General features: G+C 35.2%; 12 protein-coding genes. 3 read left to right on the top strand and 9 right to left on the bottom strand.

Annotation, left to right across the window (positions count from 1 at the left end; translation table 11 throughout):
* Window positions 1-73: 73 nt before the first annotated feature.
* Window positions 74-1,207 carry a helix-turn-helix domain-containing protein gene (locus HOO91_02850; GenBank protein NOU16481.1) on the bottom strand — a complete coding sequence of 378 codons (1,134 nt, stop codon included), beginning with the start codon at window positions 1,205-1,207 and terminating at the stop codon, window positions 74-76.
* Window positions 1,208-1,702: 495 nt separating this feature from the next.
* Between HOO91_02850 and HOO91_02845 the strand changes: the two genes are divergently transcribed.
* Window positions 1,703-3,559, top strand: coding sequence for a caspase family protein (locus HOO91_02845; GenBank protein NOU16480.1), 1,857 nt, complete (start codon window positions 1,703-1,705; stop codon window positions 3,557-3,559).
* A 3-nt stretch (window positions 3,560-3,562) separates the two neighbouring features.
* Window positions 3,563-6,796: a SpoIIE family protein phosphatase gene (locus tag HOO91_02840; protein NOU16479.1), complete on the top strand. Its 3,234-nt coding sequence runs from the start codon at window positions 3,563-3,565 to the stop codon at window positions 6,794-6,796.
* Window positions 6,797-7,094: 298 nt separating this feature from the next.
* Here HOO91_02840 and HOO91_02835 read toward each other — a convergent pair whose 3' ends face one another.
* From HOO91_02835 to HOO91_02820, 4 genes are all read right to left on the bottom strand, one after another.
* The gene (locus tag HOO91_02835; protein NOU16478.1) at window positions 7,095-8,204 is read right to left on the bottom strand and encodes a hypothetical protein; all 1,110 of its coding nucleotides are present in this window, start codon (window positions 8,202-8,204) and stop codon (window positions 7,095-7,097) included.
* 149 nt (window positions 8,205-8,353) lie between these two features.
* Complete coding sequence (locus HOO91_02830) at window positions 8,354-9,112, bottom strand: cyclase family protein (protein ID NOU16477.1); 759 nt, start codon at window positions 9,110-9,112, stop codon at window positions 8,354-8,356.
* A 209-nt stretch (window positions 9,113-9,321) separates the two neighbouring features.
* On the bottom strand, window positions 9,322-9,492 hold the full coding sequence (locus HOO91_02825) for a hypothetical protein (GenBank protein NOU16476.1): 171 nt from the start codon (window positions 9,490-9,492) through the stop codon (window positions 9,322-9,324).
* Between the two features lie 471 nt (window positions 9,493-9,963).
* Entirely contained in the window at window positions 9,964-10,998 is a 1,035-nt protein-coding gene (locus HOO91_02820; GenBank protein NOU16475.1) for a threonine aldolase, read from the bottom strand.
* Window positions 10,999-11,301: 303 nt separating this feature from the next.
* Between HOO91_02820 and HOO91_02815 the strand changes: the two genes are divergently transcribed.
* Window positions 11,302-12,391 (top strand): peptide chain release factor 2 gene (locus HOO91_02815; GenBank protein ID NOU16474.1). Its coding sequence is split into 2 segments (ribosomal slippage): window positions 11,302-11,364 and window positions 11,366-12,391, totalling 1,089 coding nucleotides; the frame shifts between segments, so codons are not numbered across the junction.
* A gap of 102 nt (window positions 12,392-12,493) precedes the next feature.
* Here the strand turns inward: HOO91_02815 and HOO91_02810 are convergent.
* The 4 genes from HOO91_02810 to bcp all read right to left on the bottom strand — a co-directional run bounded on the left by HOO91_02810 (window position 12,494) and on the right by bcp (window position 17,929).
* Window positions 12,494-13,108 carry a hypothetical protein gene (locus HOO91_02810; protein ID NOU16473.1) on the bottom strand — a complete coding sequence of 205 codons (615 nt, stop codon included), beginning with the start codon at window positions 13,106-13,108 and terminating at the stop codon, window positions 12,494-12,496.
* A gap of 1 nt (window position 13,109) precedes the next feature.
* Window positions 13,110-16,211 (bottom strand): N-6 DNA methylase, encoded by a 3,102-nt coding sequence (locus HOO91_02805; protein ID NOU16472.1) that lies wholly within the window; start codon window positions 16,209-16,211, stop codon window positions 13,110-13,112.
* 214 nt (window positions 16,212-16,425) lie between these two features.
* Window positions 16,426-17,448, bottom strand: coding sequence for a recombinase RecA (gene recA / locus HOO91_02800; protein NOU16471.1), 1,023 nt, complete (start codon window positions 17,446-17,448; stop codon window positions 16,426-16,428).
* Between the two features lie 16 nt (window positions 17,449-17,464).
* A complete protein-coding gene (gene bcp, locus HOO91_02795; protein ID NOU16470.1) occupies window positions 17,465-17,929 on the bottom strand; it encodes a thioredoxin-dependent thiol peroxidase in 465 nt (154 codons plus the stop codon).
* Window positions 17,930-18,238 lie beyond the last annotated feature (309 nt).

The raw sequence follows: 18,238 nt of genomic DNA, 5'->3' as shown, positions 1-18,238 counted from the left end.
AAGACTATTTATCAATTCATACAAAGTGGTGTACGAATTGATAAAAACGATTTTATTTGAGGAATGAAAATATTTACGAAGCCGCTGACTTCTTGCGCCAAACTAAAGGTGATTCTCCTGTAATCAACTTAAACTGCCGGCTAAAATTGGCTTGCTCTGTGTAGCCTACCATTTCGGAGATTATAGCAATGGAATAATCAGGATTATCAATAAGAATATGTTTTGCATCCTCAATGCGTAGCATATTAATCCATGTATTAAAATTTACACCCTCTTCGCGGTTAATATATGTAGAAAGGGTTGTTCTTCCAATATTTAACTTACTAGCCATCTCTTCGATATTGATGCCTATTTCACAATAGTAGCGATGGCTAACTATCTGCTGCTTGTAGAATTTCCAATCAGCTTTTGTACGAACCTGAGGCTGTATTGGAGTAGGTTCGATTGTTTCAACTAGTATTGCAGGTTCAATAATGCTGAAAATCTTATTGTACTTGATGTACTCCTGTGCAAATCCAAAATAAAAAATGGCAAATAGCAATGTTGCTAACCAATCATACTGCTTAGGGAAAAAATTTACAACCATAGAAATAATGCCTACAGTAAGTGCTGAAAAAAATGCGATTCTAACCCATTTCATTTTTAGCTGAACTACCTCCGAGAAGTAATTAAGTAATTCATTATCGTACTTTTTTGCCTCCCTGATAAATAGAAAGGTATAGTAAATTAGCTGAAAAATTAGGTATGCTAAGAACAGCATTCTAACCCATATTGTTGGGTTATTCACATTTTCAGTTACAGATCTTAATAGGATAATTTTGGGATCATCGTATATTGAATTCGAAATAAGGTAAAGACTAAGAAATAAAATGTATGGTACTAAATGGTTAAATACATTTTTGAGTTTAACGAAATTTGGGTTGATCAGTGAAATCAGAGTAAAAGTGAATAATAGCGCCTGTGAAGAAGATATAAGAATGCTAATAAATGTAAAATGTTCTCTAGAATTGTCGGCAAGATTAAAGGCTAGAACAGCAATTGTTAATAAACTCATTGCGAAATATGCTCCAGACAATACTTTAAGTGATATCCGATAGCTTTTTAAACCCTCTTTTTTTGGTATAGGTATCGATAGAAAAGACGACCCCATTACCAAACATACAACAACTAAAAGCGAATTAGTTAAAAAATGAAAATTCGAACTCATAAAAGTTAAGATTATATCCAGCCTCGTAATTATCCAATGCTGCTAAAATAGTCATCTTTACTATTCCCTCCTATGAAACTTTATTCAATTTGATTGTCGGTTTTAATAGTTTTTTGCTTGTTATATTGCTGATACACAGCGTGAAATGATTGAAAAATAAATTTGTTGATTATTATCATCTCAGAAAACAAAAAAATTAATCGAATTGAATGTCGTTTTTTGTCAATTTGAACGCCATTTTGTACGAATTGATAAATGAGATTAAGAAAAACATGGCGTTATTTGCCATGCTGAAAAGTGTCTTCTTTTTTGAATAATTTTAATCCTAACTATGAAATGTCCATCCCGCGTTAGGCGGGACCAAGCGCAAATACCAAAACATGGACATTTAGCTTCGCTGAGCCCCTTGGGGTTCATCTGAGCCTAAGTAATTTATATCATTCGAAGAAAAATGATAAGTAATTATATATTAATTCTTTATAAAATTTTGTACAGATGAAACCATCTACTTTTTGCCAAATCGTTTTAACTGTTTTAGTGGGATTTACTAATTTTAGTAAAGCACAAAGTCAAGTTGCAGTTAACCCAGAGATTTATAATGCCTATTCTCTTGATCAGAAAGTGGCCCTATTTACCGATGACTTTACTGATAACAAGAACAATTGGTATTTGGGGATTAAAGAGAATGTATGGTTTCAGAATCTTCAAGATGGAACTCTTTTTTTCCAATCGTATGAGAATGTCCCAAAGGAGGATTTCAAAGAGGTTTTTATTGATCAAAGCAAAGATTTTGAAATTGAACTAAAAATACGCCTCGATAAAGGAATACAGAACAAGTTTAATGGTTTACAATGGGGGAAATCGGCTGCTGAATCTAAGCAGTTCGATTTCTTTTTTAATGGACAAGGTCAATTTACCATCGATAAGTTTACTGGTAAATCTTTTATTGATTTTGTTCCTGTTACTGCCACAAAACTCATTAATAATTATACTTATAACACCCTTACAGTACGTAAAATCGGAACAAAGTATTATTTTTTCTTAAATCAACAACTTGTTTATTCAATGCCTTTTGAACCATTTTTTGGTAATGGTATAGGTTTTCAGGTAGCCGAAAAATCATCAACCCAAATTGACTATTTGAAGGTTTGGCAACTATCTACAACGGCTAATGCTCAGCTCCCAAATCTGGCTATTACAAACGAAAAATTTTCATCAACATCTGGTTTGATTACTGCAGGTCAATCCGTTAAATTAAATTTTACCATAAGCAATAAATCAGCAGAAGATGCTAATAATGTAAAACTGCTCTATACCCTACCTGCAAACATCCTTTTGTTGGAAAGTGAAACCAATTTGCAGCTGAAAGCAGGTACTCAAAAAGATGTTGAATTAGTTTTCTATGTCAACAAAGGCGTTGATTTAAAAAGTATTGAAATAAAACTAAAGGCTGAAGGTGCTCAGTTGGAGGGACAATCAGAAAAGGCTTTTTCCGTTACATTAAATCAACCAGTTCAAACAGGTGATGTGCAAAATGTACAGGACTTTGCCTTGATGCGTGGTAGTAACGACCCATTAAAAGGCCTTAAAGCGGCAAAAGCTATTCAGGAAGTTTCTATTGGACGTTACTTTGCTCTAATCATTGGAATTGATAACTATTCTGGGGAATGGAAACCTTTAAAAAATGCAGTTAACGATGCAAAAGCTGTTAACGAAAAGCTAACTGAAAATTATGAGTTTCAATCAATACGTACTCTATTCAACGAGCAAGCCACTAGAACCAATATCCTTAAGGAATATGAATGGTTGATGGCAAACGTTCGTGAGAATGATAACCTATTGATATTCTATTCGGGTCATGGTGATTATAATGAAACGCTACAGCGAGGTTTTTGGGTACCCGTTGATGCTACCAATAGCTCCGTTTCAGGGTTAATTTCAAATACTGATATTCAAGCATTCCTTAGTGGAATAAAATCAAAGCACACATTTCTAATTGCTGATGCTTGTTTTAGCGGCGATATTTTTAGAGGCAAAACGCTTACCATTCCTTACGAGAACTCATTTAAGTATTATAATCAGATTTACTCAAAACCTTCACGTACTGCATTAACCTCGGGTGGAGTTGAACCTGTGATGGATGGAGGTAAGGATGGACACTCAGTATTTACTTACTATCTACTTAAATCGTTGAGCAACAATCAGAATCAGTTCTTCGATGCCAGCCAACTTTATAACGATCTTAAAGTTGCAGTAATCAATAATTCAAATCAAACTCCTGGTTTTAGTCCTATTGTCAACACTGGTGATGAAGGAGGTCAGTTTATTTTCATAAAGAAGCAAAACCCGTAAAGAATGGTGAAACGGTATCTCGTTCTAGCAACACTTATTATCGGGCTGACTCTAACTTTCAAAGGCTACAGTCAACTCTATAATTTCACTAACTATAGCCTTGAAAATGGGCTACCTCAATCAACTGTCTTTTCTGTTTTTCAGGATGCTCGGGGCTACTTATGGTTAGGAACTGAAAGTGGTGTTGCTCGATTTAATGGCTCACAATTTACCGTATTCGATCGCAGTTCGGGTTTACCCGGAAATATTGTTCGCAGTATTGTTGAAGGACCCGATGGAAACATCTGGGTTGGAACCGATATGGGCATAGGCATCTTCAATGGTACAAATTGGAAAAAAATTACAGCCAAGGACGGATTACTTGGCTCTGCAGTTATAAAACTTGTACCCGACAGCAAGGATCGTGTTTGGGTTGCCACAAACGATGCCGGGGTTAATATTATTTCCTTGAAAAATGATAGCCTTTCTATTGAAAATATTGACAAAAAGAAGGGTCTTTCATCAGATTTTGTGTTCGATATCCTACATGACTCAAATGGAAAATCTTGGATTGCCATGATTGGTGGGATAAATATGGTTACAAGTAACCTTAAGGTTTACAATCTGGAGGATTCGGTGGCAATACCAAGCAATCAGATTACCTGCATTGATAAAGATGCCAAAGGAAATCTTTGGTTTGGAACTCTTGATGCTGGTGCTTTTAAACTTGTCAAAAAGAAGAGCGGCTATAATGTAATTCCCTTTGGAACTAAAGAGGGTATAGCCGATCGGAGCATTTGGGATATCTTTTGCGAGGGTACTGATCAGGTTTGGTTTGGATCAAAGGAGAATGGGCTGTATCGATGGAATAATGGGCTGATGCTAAATATTACGAGTAAGAATGGCTTGCCCGGAAATCAAATACTTAACATTTATCGCGACAGGAATCGTAACCTATGGTTGGGATCAATGAATGGACTCTCCATGTTCAAAGGGTTTCATCTAGTACATTATACATCAGAGGATGGACTCCCCGGAACGCAAGTTCTTGCTATTAAAGCAGATTCTCATGGCTCATTATGGGTTGGAGGGGATGGCAAAGGTCTTGCAAAAGTTTCATTCTTCAACAATAGACTTAATTCTCAATTCTTTAGTAAGAATAACGGTTTTAATAGCAATGAAGTAAAATCCATCGATTTTGATAATTCTGGAAATCTGATCATAGGAACCAGAAGCGAAGGACTAGCGATAATGCAAGATGGGAGATTCAAATATCTAACCACCTACGATGGAATGGCAGACAATAACATTAATTGTGTTTATTGGAATAAGTTTGGGTCAATCTATGCTGGAACCGATGTTGGATACAACGAGATTAAAACGAATAAAATCTACACAATAAATGAAGAGAATGGCTTAATTCACCCCGAAGTGCAAACGGTTATCTCCGATCTAAATGGTAATATTTGGATGGGAACCATGGGAGGATTGGCAAAATTTCATCCCATAACTGGAAATTATCGTGACTTTAATGAAGCCGAAGGGCTATTTGATCTGCAGATACATGCTTTGGCAGTTGATAAACTAAACCAACTTTATATTGGCACAAGTAATGGTATTTATAGATATGATGCTAAGAAAGATACTATTGTTCCATTTCTTAGTAACTCGCTCAATGCAAAAACCATAAACTCGCTACTCTTTTATAACGATACCATTCTAATTGCTGGAACTACACTTGGTTTTAATAAGATTTATTTTGATAGAAGTTTAACCAAGCTCATTAAAATTGCTTCGTATGACAAAACTAATGGGTTTAAGCTGAGTGAAACGGCTCAAAACTCAATTTGTAAAGATGTTAAGAATCAAATTTGGTTTGGAACTGTAAATGGACTAACCCAGTATCAACCAGAGTTAGAAGATACAATTACGGAAACCCCTGTGATTCACATTACAGGTATTCGGCTTTCATTCGAATCGGTGGATTGGAAGGCAAAAGGCAAAAAACTCTTGGAATGGTTTAGCGTACCCCAAGATCTCTTACTTAAGTACTACCAGAACCATATTACCTTCGATTTTGATGGTCTTTTCCTTCGGAATTCCGAAAAAGTTCGGTATCGTTATAAACTCGAACCAAACGAAACCAACTGGTCACCTTCTGTTAGTAATAGTAGCGTAACCTATGCAGGTTTGAATAATGGGAATTATATTTTTAATGTTTGCGCCACCTCTGATGGTGTACATTGGTCTAAACCTGTAGCATATAGTTTAACTATTTCGCCTCCCTTCTGGAAAACTCTTTGGTTTTATATTCTTTGTATAATTGGAATTGTAACATCCCTTGTTTTTTACATTCGTTGGCGCGAGCAGAAACTCAAAAAGGAGAAAGAACATCTTGAACAGGTTGTAAAAGAACGTACAGCCGAGGTGGTTGCTCAAAAGGAGCATATTGAGGGTCAGCATCAAATTGTTTTGGCTCAAAAACATGAGATAACAGCCAGTATTACCTATGCTCGTAGGATACAGCAAGCCGTTTTGCCAGGTATTGAAATCTTAGCCGAGAATACGTCCGATAGTTTTGTGCTTTACAAACCACGGGATATTGTAAGTGGCGATTTTTACTGGATTGGTAAAAGTAATAATCGACTAATTGTAACTGCGGCAGATTGTACAGGTCATGGTGTTCCGGGAGCTTTTATGAGCATGTTGGGTATCAGTTTTATGAATAAGATTATTAAAGAGCAAAAGATTGATCTACCCGATGAGATTTTGGGGCAAATGCGTAGCAATGTAATTACATCCTTAAAGCAGGGTAATTACGAGGGAACCACCAAAGATGGTATGGATATGGCTCTTTGTGTGATCGATCTTGATACGCTGTTGTTAACCTTTGCTGGAGCTTACAATCCTGCGATTGTGATATCAAACAACGAGGTGGAAGAGATTAAGGCCGATCGCATGCCAGTTGGGCTACACATAATAATGAATAATTTTACTCCTGAAACCCGTCAGCTAAAAAAAGGCGATTGCATTTACCTATTTTCCGATGGTTATCAGGATCAGATGGGTGGACCTGATGGTCGGAAATTTATGCGAAAAAACCTTCGAGAATTACTATTATCAATACACCAAAAACCATTCTGCGAACAAAGGGATATTCTGGAAAGCAACATTGAGAATTGGCGTAAAAACCCTTCGCTACCAAATGGGGAGTTAGATCAAATGGACGACATTCTTGTACTAGGTTTTTCAATATAAATGAGAGGTATAAAACCACAGAAAATTGAAGTTTTATACCTCTGTACTATTGATTTTTAAAGTCTTTGGTAAGAAATTAATAATCTTTTGAAGGTTTTACTAAATTAACGTCTGTTCGAAATAAGAAATTACATTGTAAATTTTGCATTTATGCAAAATCTACAATCCTCTGTGTTCTCAGCGTTTCTCAATATCAATAAACATCATAAAATCAAGATTATATCTTATTAAAACGACCATTTTGTTAGATTCAGAACTTAAGATCTCCGTGTTAAAAATTATATCAAACTCATGTTAACTAAGGCACTGTAATCTTTGCACCAGCCCCATAGGCGTTGAATAGACCTTGATTATCAAATATAAAGTACATCATTATATCTCCCATTAAAACAAAATATGCTTTCCCTTGGTAGGTAGGAAAATCGGGATCAAAATGGTTAGCATATAGCACATTTGACAGATGTGGACATTGAGTAATTCCTGTAAAATATTCATTATCGGAAAGAATTCCGTTGCTTTCAATTGCACAGGTGCCTGTTCCATCAGTTTTGATAATGGCATTTCCAGCAAGTTTTTTTCCGTCGGAAACTACACCAACATATTTATACGTACCAGCTAGCTGACTAATGTTTACAGGTGTAGCAGGAATTTTAAGTCCAAGAATATAGCCATTACCAACACCCATATCGAGCATAAAAACTGCAGATGTAGAAGATGTATAAGAAAAGCCCGTATATTGAGTTCCATTGATTCCTACGTTAAGTTTAACCTTATCGTTCCCATTTACGCTCCAAGATCCTTGAAGATCTCCAGTAGATAAAGGAAGTGTTAGATTAAAGTTTTCGGGTGCTAGTGTTGTTAATCCTGAAATGCCCGGAGTACCTCCTGTAGCATAAGGTTTTATATAAAGAGTTCCGCTTTGAAGAACAGATACAATTCCCCACTCCTTATTTCGAACATTACCATTTACGGCAGTATTGCTAAAATGAATGTAGATATAATCGCCAGCAATTTGTGCCTCTTTTCCAACATTGTTAATACTGGAAGATATTCCGAATGTTAACTTATTCTCGCTATTTCCCGATGGGAAGTTGGCAGCAATAACTTGATCGTCCAATTCAACGGCATAAAAATTATTGGCTCCTGTGGTAACTTTGTAAACCCCGCTTAATTGACCATCCATTATGGAATAGATTCCACTTTCAGTGTTTCCTGTTGTTTCGTTATTAATTGAATATGATTTATCGGTCTTATTAATTTCAAAGGTTACCAAATCGCCCCTTGATGCTGAACCCTTATAATAATTTCTATCGGATGCGTCATCACTTTTTTTGCAGCTGCTTGTAGCAACAGTTAAAATACCCATCAAGAATAATGGATAGCACCAAAATTTAATTATCCTTTTCATAGCTAATACTTTTTAATTATTAGAATTTTAAAATATATTTTAACAGAACATATAACTTCTTAAAGGACTAAATTATAAAAAGCCTTTCAATTCACAAAGGAGATTTTCTTAGGTTTATAGTTTTACTCCGCTATTTCATTTGTAAAAACCTATTCAAATATAGCCACAACTCTAGCAGGAGCCCCCGATGCTCCTACAATTTTCAAGGGGAATACGGCAACTTTAAACCCTGTGTACGGTAATTGATCAAGATTCACAAGTTGCTCCATATGGCAATACTCTTTGTCGATACCAACTAGGTGTGCCTCCCAAAACAAATTAGGGTTTGATGTTTTTTTTGCTTGCTCTATTTGATATTTTAGGGGTATATCCCATCCCCATGAATCGATGCCCATTACTTTTATCCCTTGGTCAATTAACCATCTAGTAGCATCAGCACTCATACCAGTACCCAGTTTAGGGTAATCTCTTGTTCCAACTAGCTTATCTCTTCCAGTTTTTATCAGAACAATCATACCTTCCTTTAGCGCAAGTTTTTCTCTGGTTAGGAATTCTTCGATATCCTTTACGGTAATTGCTTCAAAATCGGGTTTATGCGCCATATCTATAACAATACCATCGCTATAGCACCATTCCAAAGGAATTTGATCGATAGTTTTTGATGGATTACCATTGCAAACTGGGGAATAGTGCCAAGGAGCATCGATGTGCGTGGAGGAGTGAGTCCCCATTTTGATAGTTTCAATAGCCCATCCCTGAAAACCTTTTGGAAAAAGTTTAGCTGGTAATCCCAAAATTCGAATCAGCAATTTCGATTTGCGATGAGAAGTATGCTTTACCTTGATTTTCATAAACCAAGGATCATTCTGATTATACTGAATTGATTTTGATAGGTCGATAATTTTCATTGTTGTATTGGTTTAATGGTATTGTTAGATATTTCTTGGGATTAGGGGTTTAGATTACGTTTGAGAGCAATTACAATGCGGGAGTTAGATGCACTTCCTACTCAAAAAATAATAAAGTATTTAGAATGCAAAATCTTCCAATACCTTCTCTTGAATGTATCCTTTGTCATTGGCTGGCGTTATGTTCTCTGGAAGAATAATTATCGGTATTAAACAATACTTTTACTTTGTCGAACTGCTTTAGCACTTCGATTCTGTTTCTTAGCCCTAAGCAATTTCTGAACTTTTATAAATTCGCTAATAGCTTTTTCTTCTTCCTTTGTCATAGGATCTTGGCCACCAATAAAATCCACATCTAGTTCTGTTGATTTACGTTTCATTTTGGAAAATATTTATTAATCATTGTTATCCGATGAAATTTTGAATGACATCTGTTTTAGAATGTATATTAATATTACGCTGCTCTGCAGCTTTGACCATTATTTGTAATTTATTTACTACAAATATTTTGCTGCTCTGCAGCTTTTAAAGCGGTAGCACCGCGATAATATTTGTAGAAAAAATGATATCCGCAGAGAAATAAGCCCTGTAGGGGCGCAATATATCTCAAAACCTCGTTGTTTCTTTTCTTTAATAAATTGCTGTTATTTTTATCGGACACTAATGTTTATTAATGAGTTTTAAGCTGCAATATTAGTCAGTCTGTCAACCTCAAAATCAAGTCCTATTTTCTCTGGTTTTTTTCATTAAACAAAGATACAAAATAAGCACTTATGAAATTATTTTCGGCTTGTAAGTTTCAAGTTGTCTTCGTTGTTCTACGCTTGCTACTAAGCGTTTATAAATACACCCTAATTTTTAATTTCCCCTAAAGCACCAATCGTCAAATCAAGCATTTCACTGGTGAAATCCAAATGTGTAACCATTCTTATAGTTTGTGGTCCCATTGTGAGGCAATGAATATTTTTATCTCCCAATATCTTTATAAAATCCTTGTCCTTTATGGATTGGTTTAGTTTGAAAACAAGAATATTGGTTTGTGCAGGATAAACCACTTCTACATATGATTGTTTTGCTAAAACATCAGCAATTGCTTTGGCTCGTTGGTGATCTTCCTTTAGCCTGTTGATATTATTGTTGAGAGCATAAAGTCCAGCAGCAGCCATGAATCCTGCCTGACGCATAGCTCCACCAAACGCTTTGCGTGTTCTACGAGCCTCTTTAATAAAATCGCTGGTTCCTAAAAGTACAGAACCAACTGGTGCTCCTAAACCTTTTGATAAGCAAATTGAAATTGAATCGAATAAATCTCCATAATCCTTTGGCTTCTCACCCGTTTCAACAATTGCATTAAAAAGTCTAGCCCCATCGAGATGAAGTTTTAACCCAAATTTGTCTACTACCTCTCTAATCCTCCTAATCTCTTTGATATCCCAGTAGCTACCACCCGCTTTATTAACAGTATTTTCTATTTCAACCAGTTTTGTTCTAGCATTATGAATATTATCGGGATTGATATTTGCCAAAACATCATCGGAAGTATATCTGCCCCTATCGCCTTGAAGTAAACGTACAGATGCAGATGAATTGCGAGCAATGCCACCTCCCTCAAAATTATAAATATGGGCTGTTTGATCACATATAACCTCATCGCCGGGTCTAACATGGACATTTATCGCAATTTGGTTTGTCATTGTTCCCGATGGGCAGTAAAGTGCGGCTTGCTTACCAAACATTGCTGCTACTTTTTCCTCAAGCGCATTAACGGTAGGATCTTCACCAAAAACATCATCGCCAACCTTGGCGGTCATCATTGCATCAAGCATTCCGGGAGTTGGGCGGGTAACGGTATCGCTACGTAAATCGATAAATAAGCTATTAGTCATATTTTAGATTTATAATTAATTTCATTGCATCATGTTGGTTTCTCGCAAAGGCGCAAGGCACGCCAAGGGAGAAAAAACTAAGATTTTTTCTCTTTGCGCACAAACTGTAAGTTCAATTAGGCATACTCTAATCATAATATTTCAATTTATTTTTAACGGTGTTCTTCATCAATCTTATGTTCTTTGCGGCTTAGCGACTTTGCGTGAAAACCTTTTTTGTTAACCCAAAGATATACCAAATGGTTTTATAAAGAATAGCACCCATTATACTCTTTTTATTACTTTTGCACAAAATCAGGAAGAATGGTAACAATTGAACAGATCAAAGAGTTTGTAAAGCGCGAAGGTGCGCTGAGGAGGCATCTTTGACATCGATAACAAACTTATTAAATTAGAGGAAGAGGAGGAGAAAACTCACTCACCAAATTTCTGGGATAACCCCACGGAAGCAGAAAAACAGCTTAAGCTAGTTGCATCTATAAAAGGCTGGACACAATCTTACAACAATGTAAAGCAGAGCATAGACGACCTTCAGGTTCTATTCGATTTTGCTAAAGAGGGTGAGGCAACCGAGGATGAGGTAGCTAAGCAATACTCTTTGACGCTATCTAAAATTGAGGATCTTGAGCTAAAGAACATGCTTCGTAAGGAGGAGGATCGTCTTGGTGCAATTATGAAGATAAACTCTGGAGCAGGTGGAACAGAGAGTTTGGATTGGGTGGAGATGCTGATGCGTATGTATTTGCGCTGGGGCGAGCGAAATAGTTACAACACTAAAATAGTTGATATACAGAATGGCGAGGAGGCTGGTGTTAAGTCTGTAACCATTGAGTTTATTGGCGAAATGGCTTATGGCTATTTGAAGAGCGAGAATGGAGTTCACCGCCTTGTTCGAATTTCACCATTCGATTCAAATGCCAAACGACATACCACTTTCGCTTCAGTTTTTGTTTCCCCTGCAATTGACGATACCATAGAGATTCAGGTAAATCCTGCCGATATTAAGTGGGATACATACCGTTCAGGAGGAGCTGGCGGGCAAAATGTAAATAAAGTTGAAACGGGTGTAAGATTATACCATAACCCTTCGGGGATAGTAGTTGAGAATACCGAAACACGCTCTCAGATTCAGAATAAGGAGAACGCTATGCGAATCCTTAAGGCTCACCTTTACGAATTGGAGCTTAGAAAGAGAAGGGAAGTTCAGGATGAGATTGAGGGCAAGAAAAAGAAAATTGAGTGGGGTTCACAAATCCGAAACTACGTTCTTCATCCCTATAAATTAGTGAAAGATCTTCGTACAGGTTATGAAACCTCAAACGTTCAGGATATTTTGGATGGCGACTTAAACGATTTCCTAAAGGCTTACCTGATGCAGTATGGAGGGGAATAGAATTTAAAATAATTTGTCATTATGGAGTTGCTTAGGTTGAATCTGTCAGAAGAAGTAGTAATCCATAGAAAATTAGAACGATTTTGAATTTGGCATTTTTGTTTACAAATTATTCGCAAACTCAAAGATCAGATGCTTCAAAACACCTACTTCTTTATGTTCAGACTCGAAATAGTCTTTATGTAACTTGAAGGTTTTACGTTGCAGTACTTCTGTATTTCTACCATCTTTTTTTAACAAAGAATTAATTCCACTAATTGTCAAATCCAAGTTGCCTTCAATTAAATAGCCGACTAAACTTCCGTTTTCATATTTTTTTGAAATATAACTGTTAATTCCTGTGTCGATATACCTTCGCTTTAGGGCAGAATCATTTTCATTAAGGTTCTTTGCCTCAATAAAGTATTCAAATCGTAAATTTGTATGAAAAACTGAAAAAACAAAGTCAATCCTTGATTGTTTACTCGCAAAACCCTTTTCGATTTTTCGATTTTCTTTATAAATATAATTTTCTGTTTTTGAAAATATTTGCCATTTTATTGATAAAGGGTTTAAAGTAATATTGTGGTGTAAAATTGCTGAAATATCATTTTCCTCAAGGTTCAATGAAATTGATTTGTCAACTACCACATTATTGTATGCACCAACAATTAATTGAAAACATTTACTCTCAAAAGCATTTTTAAAAACAAGAATTTTGTCGTTGTTTAACCCCATATTAATTCTCATTTAAAATTTCAAGAATTAATTCTGAAGCATCTTCCAAGGCCATTGACTGTGACCAGAATCGACGCTGATTTGGACGAATTATATAAATATCATCTCCAGTTTTATAGTTTAATTTTTTTCTGAAATAAATATTGGTTGCTTCTTTTATCCATAAATGATTATCAATTTTTTTCAATTCGTCATTAACGAATTCTTGTGATTCAAAAATCTCTTTTGGTGAAGTATCAAAAGAAATTTTAATCATCATCAAAGGTGAAAACCTTTGTATATTAAAAATTGTAGTGTTCGCATATAAATTTTGTCCCTCAAGGAAATCGTTTAGTAAGTCAGATATTTTAACAGCATAACTTTTCACTGTCTTTGTGTAACTTAAAGTATTTTCATATTGTTTGGTTAATAATGGAACGCTAAACTCTAAAAAATCCTTTATTAAAACATTCTCATTTATTGGAAAATTATAAGATTCAAAAATATATTTGTTAATATTTGATTCAAAATCTACCAAGGCTGTATTTGACATTTTTTCATTGTCAGAAATAAACATATCATACATTTTTGACAACTCATACAAATTATCAATCGAAAGGCAAAATGGTATTTGATAAATTTCATTAGGTTTAACTTCTTCTCGTTCAATGCCAATAGAAGCAGAATAAAGCAATAGGTAATAGTATGCAAACTGCGAATTTAGAAAACATGTTAATCCTTTAAGGATATTGGTATCCTGATGCCTTAAACCTAAAACCTTGCTGTTGAAAGAGCATTCCCTTTCAATATATGAAGCACAAACTTTCCAATCTGAAAGTCCCTCCTTTATTAATATATGTGAAGATTTAAATGCTAATTTTGTCCCAACTCGTCTAAATACATTGATTGGAGGTATTTTACTAGAACTAACTTTATAGTAATTAGCATAATGGATTTTTGATTCTTCTGTTAATCCTTCATTTAAATCTGAAAAAACGAAAGAGGCATATCTTTTAATATTTTTAGGCAATATATATTCTCTTGGGATTTCGTCGTCTTTGATTGGATTAATAGTTGACTCATCTAAAAACTGAAGCCCCAGACCTTTCACTATATTCTGTTTTTCTATAAAATTAGAAAGTTTTGGATGATTACTTAATTTCTGCATCAAATTCCAATCTCCCATTCCTCCCCACATTGTAACCTTCCAAATTTTGGTTTCAGGTTTTTGGCATTCTTCTCTTGGTAGATATTTTACATCCGTACTGTCAATGTTTACCCCTTCAATTACGTTGGATTTTATATAGGTTTTTGGTGCATAGTAAATGATTCGATCTGAAGCGTTCTTAGGTGTTTCTTTTCTATAAAACACAATACTAATAGGACCCGTAGCAGAGCCGAATAGTTGACCACCGAAATCTTTTGGTGCTTTGCGAAGAATTGAGAAATTGTAAACTTTTTCTACATAGCATTCATTAAACAACCATTTTCTAAAGTTTTGATATGTGCTTCCTGTATTTGTTAAGACCTTAGTATTGAAAATTAGAGCAATTTCACCATTAGGTGAGAATTTTGTGGCTTTATGCAAAAATGGTAGGACCATTTCTTTTGCGAAACCATATTTGTCACAATAATTCCTTATGGATGAAAGTAATTTATCTGTCCCAAATGGTGGGTTTCCTATGACTAAATCAAACTCAATGTTTTCAATTTCTTTATTAGTTTCAATAGTATCCCTTCGATATAAATTTTTCCCTTGTTCTTTAAGTGTTATATCTTCGGGATCATTTATGAGATAAGGGAATCTATAGTTCTTGCTTTGCCAAAGTGTTTTAGGATTCAAATTGTCAACTAAAGCCAAGTATAAACTGAAAGCCGCTACTTTAATAGATTGACGGTTTATCTCAATACCAAATATATTATCGGTAAGCAGTTGTTTTAACCTATTAAAATCCGTTAACTTTTCCTTATGCTTGTTTTCGTATCGTTTTACTAAACGTTTAAAACTTTCCACCAAAAAAATTCCCGAACCACAAGAGGGATCTAAAATCTTTAGGTCATATTTATACTCGTAGCTATTTATTGGTAATTTTTCGTTTAAAATAAGTTCAACCAATGATGGAGGAGTATAATAAGTACCTGTTTGTTGCTTTTTTTGGGGGTCAACTGCGAATAGAAAATTTTCGTAAATCTCGCTTAGTAATTCTATTTGAATAATATTAAAATCGAATAATCTCCAATCCTCAAAAAGTTTTGTTTGTGGTGTGTTGTCAATACCACTAATAAAACACTTTTTTATTAATCGGAGTTGCTCTTCGTTTATTGATTCTCCATCATCTAAAGTAAATACATTCCCATTAAAATGGGATTCTAATTTTTTAAATAAATCATAAGTTGCCTTTCTATCTTCTAAAATATCAAAATATGATTTTGCTCCTTCTATTATTTGGGAGTAAAATTTCTCATCGGTTGCTCCTCTATCTTCAAGATATAGAAGGAACAAAGAACGCATAATGATTTTGTGAATAAAATTAATTTCTAGACCTTGCTTTTCAAGTTGTTTAGCTGTATTAACAAGGCTTTCAACAAGATATTTATCAACTCTACGTTGTAAATTTATTTTTTTCCTAATTGATTCGGCTTCCTCGATTGTCCAAATTATTCCTGTATCAATGGCTATTGAGGAGAATAAGGTGTTGAGTTCTTCAAGGTTTTTCTTATCGGAAAATTTATACGATTTTATTTCAAGTTTCTCAAGTTCTTTGCTATAATCAAATTCATCTTTTTTTATTATAAGTGGTTGTTCTGCACAGTTATAAATACGAATTTCGGTTTCAGAATAAACATACAAAAAAATTACTTTCTTATAATTCCATATCTTTCTATGAATTTCGGATATTTCTTTGAAGGTTTCAGTATCGAATGAATTTACCTTTTTTATAAAAACGGCTGGATAACTATTTCCCTTTTCATCTGTGCAAAAATATACCTCGTCAACGCCAAACTCTTTTTCTTTTACTTGATTTAAAACAATAAATTGACTTTCAGATATATTATTCTTATCTGAATCAATAGATACAGCCCTATCTAAACCTAATTGTTCTATTACATTTTGTGCTGTCATCTATCTTATTGCTCCAAATTTATCAAATTAGGATATTGATCTAAAACTTTAAATTTACAAATGATTTCGCTAAATTGATGTTGCTAATAGGAGATTTATATGATGTTTTTTGGGATTCCAACTCAATTTATGGATGCACGTAAATCGTATATAAATATGGTATCAAAACCCAATCAGGGTTTAAAACCCTGATTGGGTTAATGTTCCAAATATCTTATTTATTCTTTAGTGCTTCCCTAATCTTCTTCTCCAACTCATCCGATAACTCAACATTATCGATTAAAAGTTGACGTACAGCGTCACGACCTTGTCCTAAGCGGGTTTCGCCATAGCTAAACCATGAGCCGCTCTTTTTAACGATGTTCAATTCTACTCCCAAGTCGATAATTTCACCAGTTTTGGAGATACCTTCTCCGTAAACAAGATCAAACTCAGCCTTTTTGAATGGTGGCGCAAGTTTATTCTTTACAATCTTTACACGTACACGATTACCTGTTGATTCATCGCCATCCTTTATTTGGTTTAGCTTACGAATATCAACACGAACGGTAGCGTAGAATTTAAGGGCATTACCACCTGTAGTGGTTTCGGGATTGCCAAACATCACACCAATTTTATCGCGTAGCTGGTTGATGAAAACGCAGCACGTATTGGTTTTGCTGATTGTTCCTGTAAGTTTACGTAGTGCTTGCGACATGAGTCGAGCCTGTAATCCCATTTTGCTATCACCCATCTCACCTTCAATTTCGGCTTTTGGTGTAAGGGCTGCAACAGAGTCAATCACAATAATATCAATTGCACCTGAGCGAATAAGATTATCGGCTATCTCAAGTGCTTGCTCACCGTTATCGGGTTGAGAGATAAGTAGAGTTTCAACATCAACACCCAACTTCTCAGCATATGTGCGGTCGAAAGCATGTTCAGCATCGATTATTGCAGCAATACCACCAAGTTTCTGTGCTTCAGCAATTGCATGTATTGCAAGGGTTGTTTTTCCCGATGACTCAGGGCCAAAAATCTCAACAACACGTCCTCTTGGGTAACCACCAATTCCAAGGGCAATATCCAGTGCAATAGAGCCAGATGAAATGCTAGGTATATCAGAAATGGCCTTATCGCCCATCTTCATAATAGAACCTTTCCCAAAATCCTTTTCGATTTTATCGAGAGTGAGCTGAAGGGCTTTTAATTTATCTTTACTGATCTCCTTCTTCTCTTTGTTTTCAGTTTTTTCCATTATATGATTAATGTTTTTAGGTTTTTTCAACTATTTGGAGGATTTGATTTACGTGATCACTAGTGTTAACTTTAGATATTATGTGGGTTATAACACCCTTTTCATCAATCAGAAATGTTGTTCTTAGAATACCCATGTAACTTCTGCCATACATCTTCTTTTCAGCCCAAACGCCGTATAGATTTGCAACAGTTTGATCGCTGTCGGCAATTAATTGGAATGGCAACTCGTACTTCTTAATAAAATTCTGATGCGATTTCTCGCTATCGGGGCTAACCCCAACCACCTCGTATCCTAGGTTGCCAAGTTGCTCGTAACCATCGCGAAGACTACATGCCTCGGCAGTGCAGCCAGATGTATTATCCTTCGGGTAGAAGTAAAGAATAAGTTTCTTCCCCTTGTAATCCGATAGCTTAATCGGCTTACCATTCTGGTCAACCGAGGTAAACTCGGGAGCCTTATCGCCTGATTTTAAATTTATTGTCGTCATAGCTAAATATTTGTAAAGGTAAAAAGTTTGTTCAATAATTCTTTGCCTAAATGCAATTGGGTTAAAAGCATTTATTAACAATCATGGTTTACCCTACAAACAAAGGTGTTGATAAAATAGTTCAGGCTCGATAATTCTCCATAGCAGCGTTAGGTTTACAAGATTAATCAAAGTTGTTAGTGTAATGTTAATCAAATCCAGATGTAATAATAGTTAGGGGTATAACAGACGGGTTTACCCGTCTGTTACCACTCTGTAGTATTAATAATCAGCGGTATAACTGACGGGTAAACCCGTCAG

The sequence above is a fragment of the Bacteroidales bacterium genome, from assembly GCA_013141385.1.
Classification (GTDB): Bacteria; Bacteroidota; Bacteroidia; order Bacteroidales; family Tenuifilaceae; genus UBA8529.
This window is presented reverse-complemented; position numbering and strand designations above follow the sequence as displayed.

Coding starts and splice junctions, on each gene's coding strand:
- HOO91_02850 (NOU16481.1), bottom strand. CDS start 1,207: ATGAGTTCGAATTTTCATTTTTTAACTAATTCGCTTTTAGTTGTTGTA.
- HOO91_02845 (NOU16480.1), top strand. CDS start 1,703: ATGAAACCATCTACTTTTTGCCAAATCGTTTTAACTGTTTTAGTGGGA.
- HOO91_02840 (NOU16479.1), top strand. CDS start 3,563: ATGGTGAAACGGTATCTCGTTCTAGCAACACTTATTATCGGGCTGACT.
- HOO91_02835 (NOU16478.1), bottom strand. CDS start 8,204: ATGAAAAGGATAATTAAATTTTGGTGCTATCCATTATTCTTGATGGGT.
- HOO91_02830 (NOU16477.1), bottom strand. CDS start 9,112: ATGAAAATTATCGACCTATCAAAATCAATTCAGTATAATCAGAATGAT.
- HOO91_02825 (NOU16476.1), bottom strand. CDS start 9,492: ATGAAACGTAAATCAACAGAACTAGATGTGGATTTTATTGGTGGCCAA.
- HOO91_02820 (NOU16475.1), bottom strand. CDS start 10,998: ATGACTAATAGCTTATTTATCGATTTACGTAGCGATACCGTTACCCGC.
- HOO91_02810 (NOU16473.1), bottom strand. CDS start 13,108: ATGGGGTTAAACAACGACAAAATTCTTGTTTTTAAAAATGCTTTTGAG.
- HOO91_02805 (NOU16472.1), bottom strand. CDS start 16,211: ATGACAGCACAAAATGTAATAGAACAATTAGGTTTAGATAGGGCTGTA.
- recA (NOU16471.1), bottom strand. CDS start 17,448: ATGGAAAAAACTGAAAACAAAGAGAAGAAGGAGATCAGTAAAGATAAA.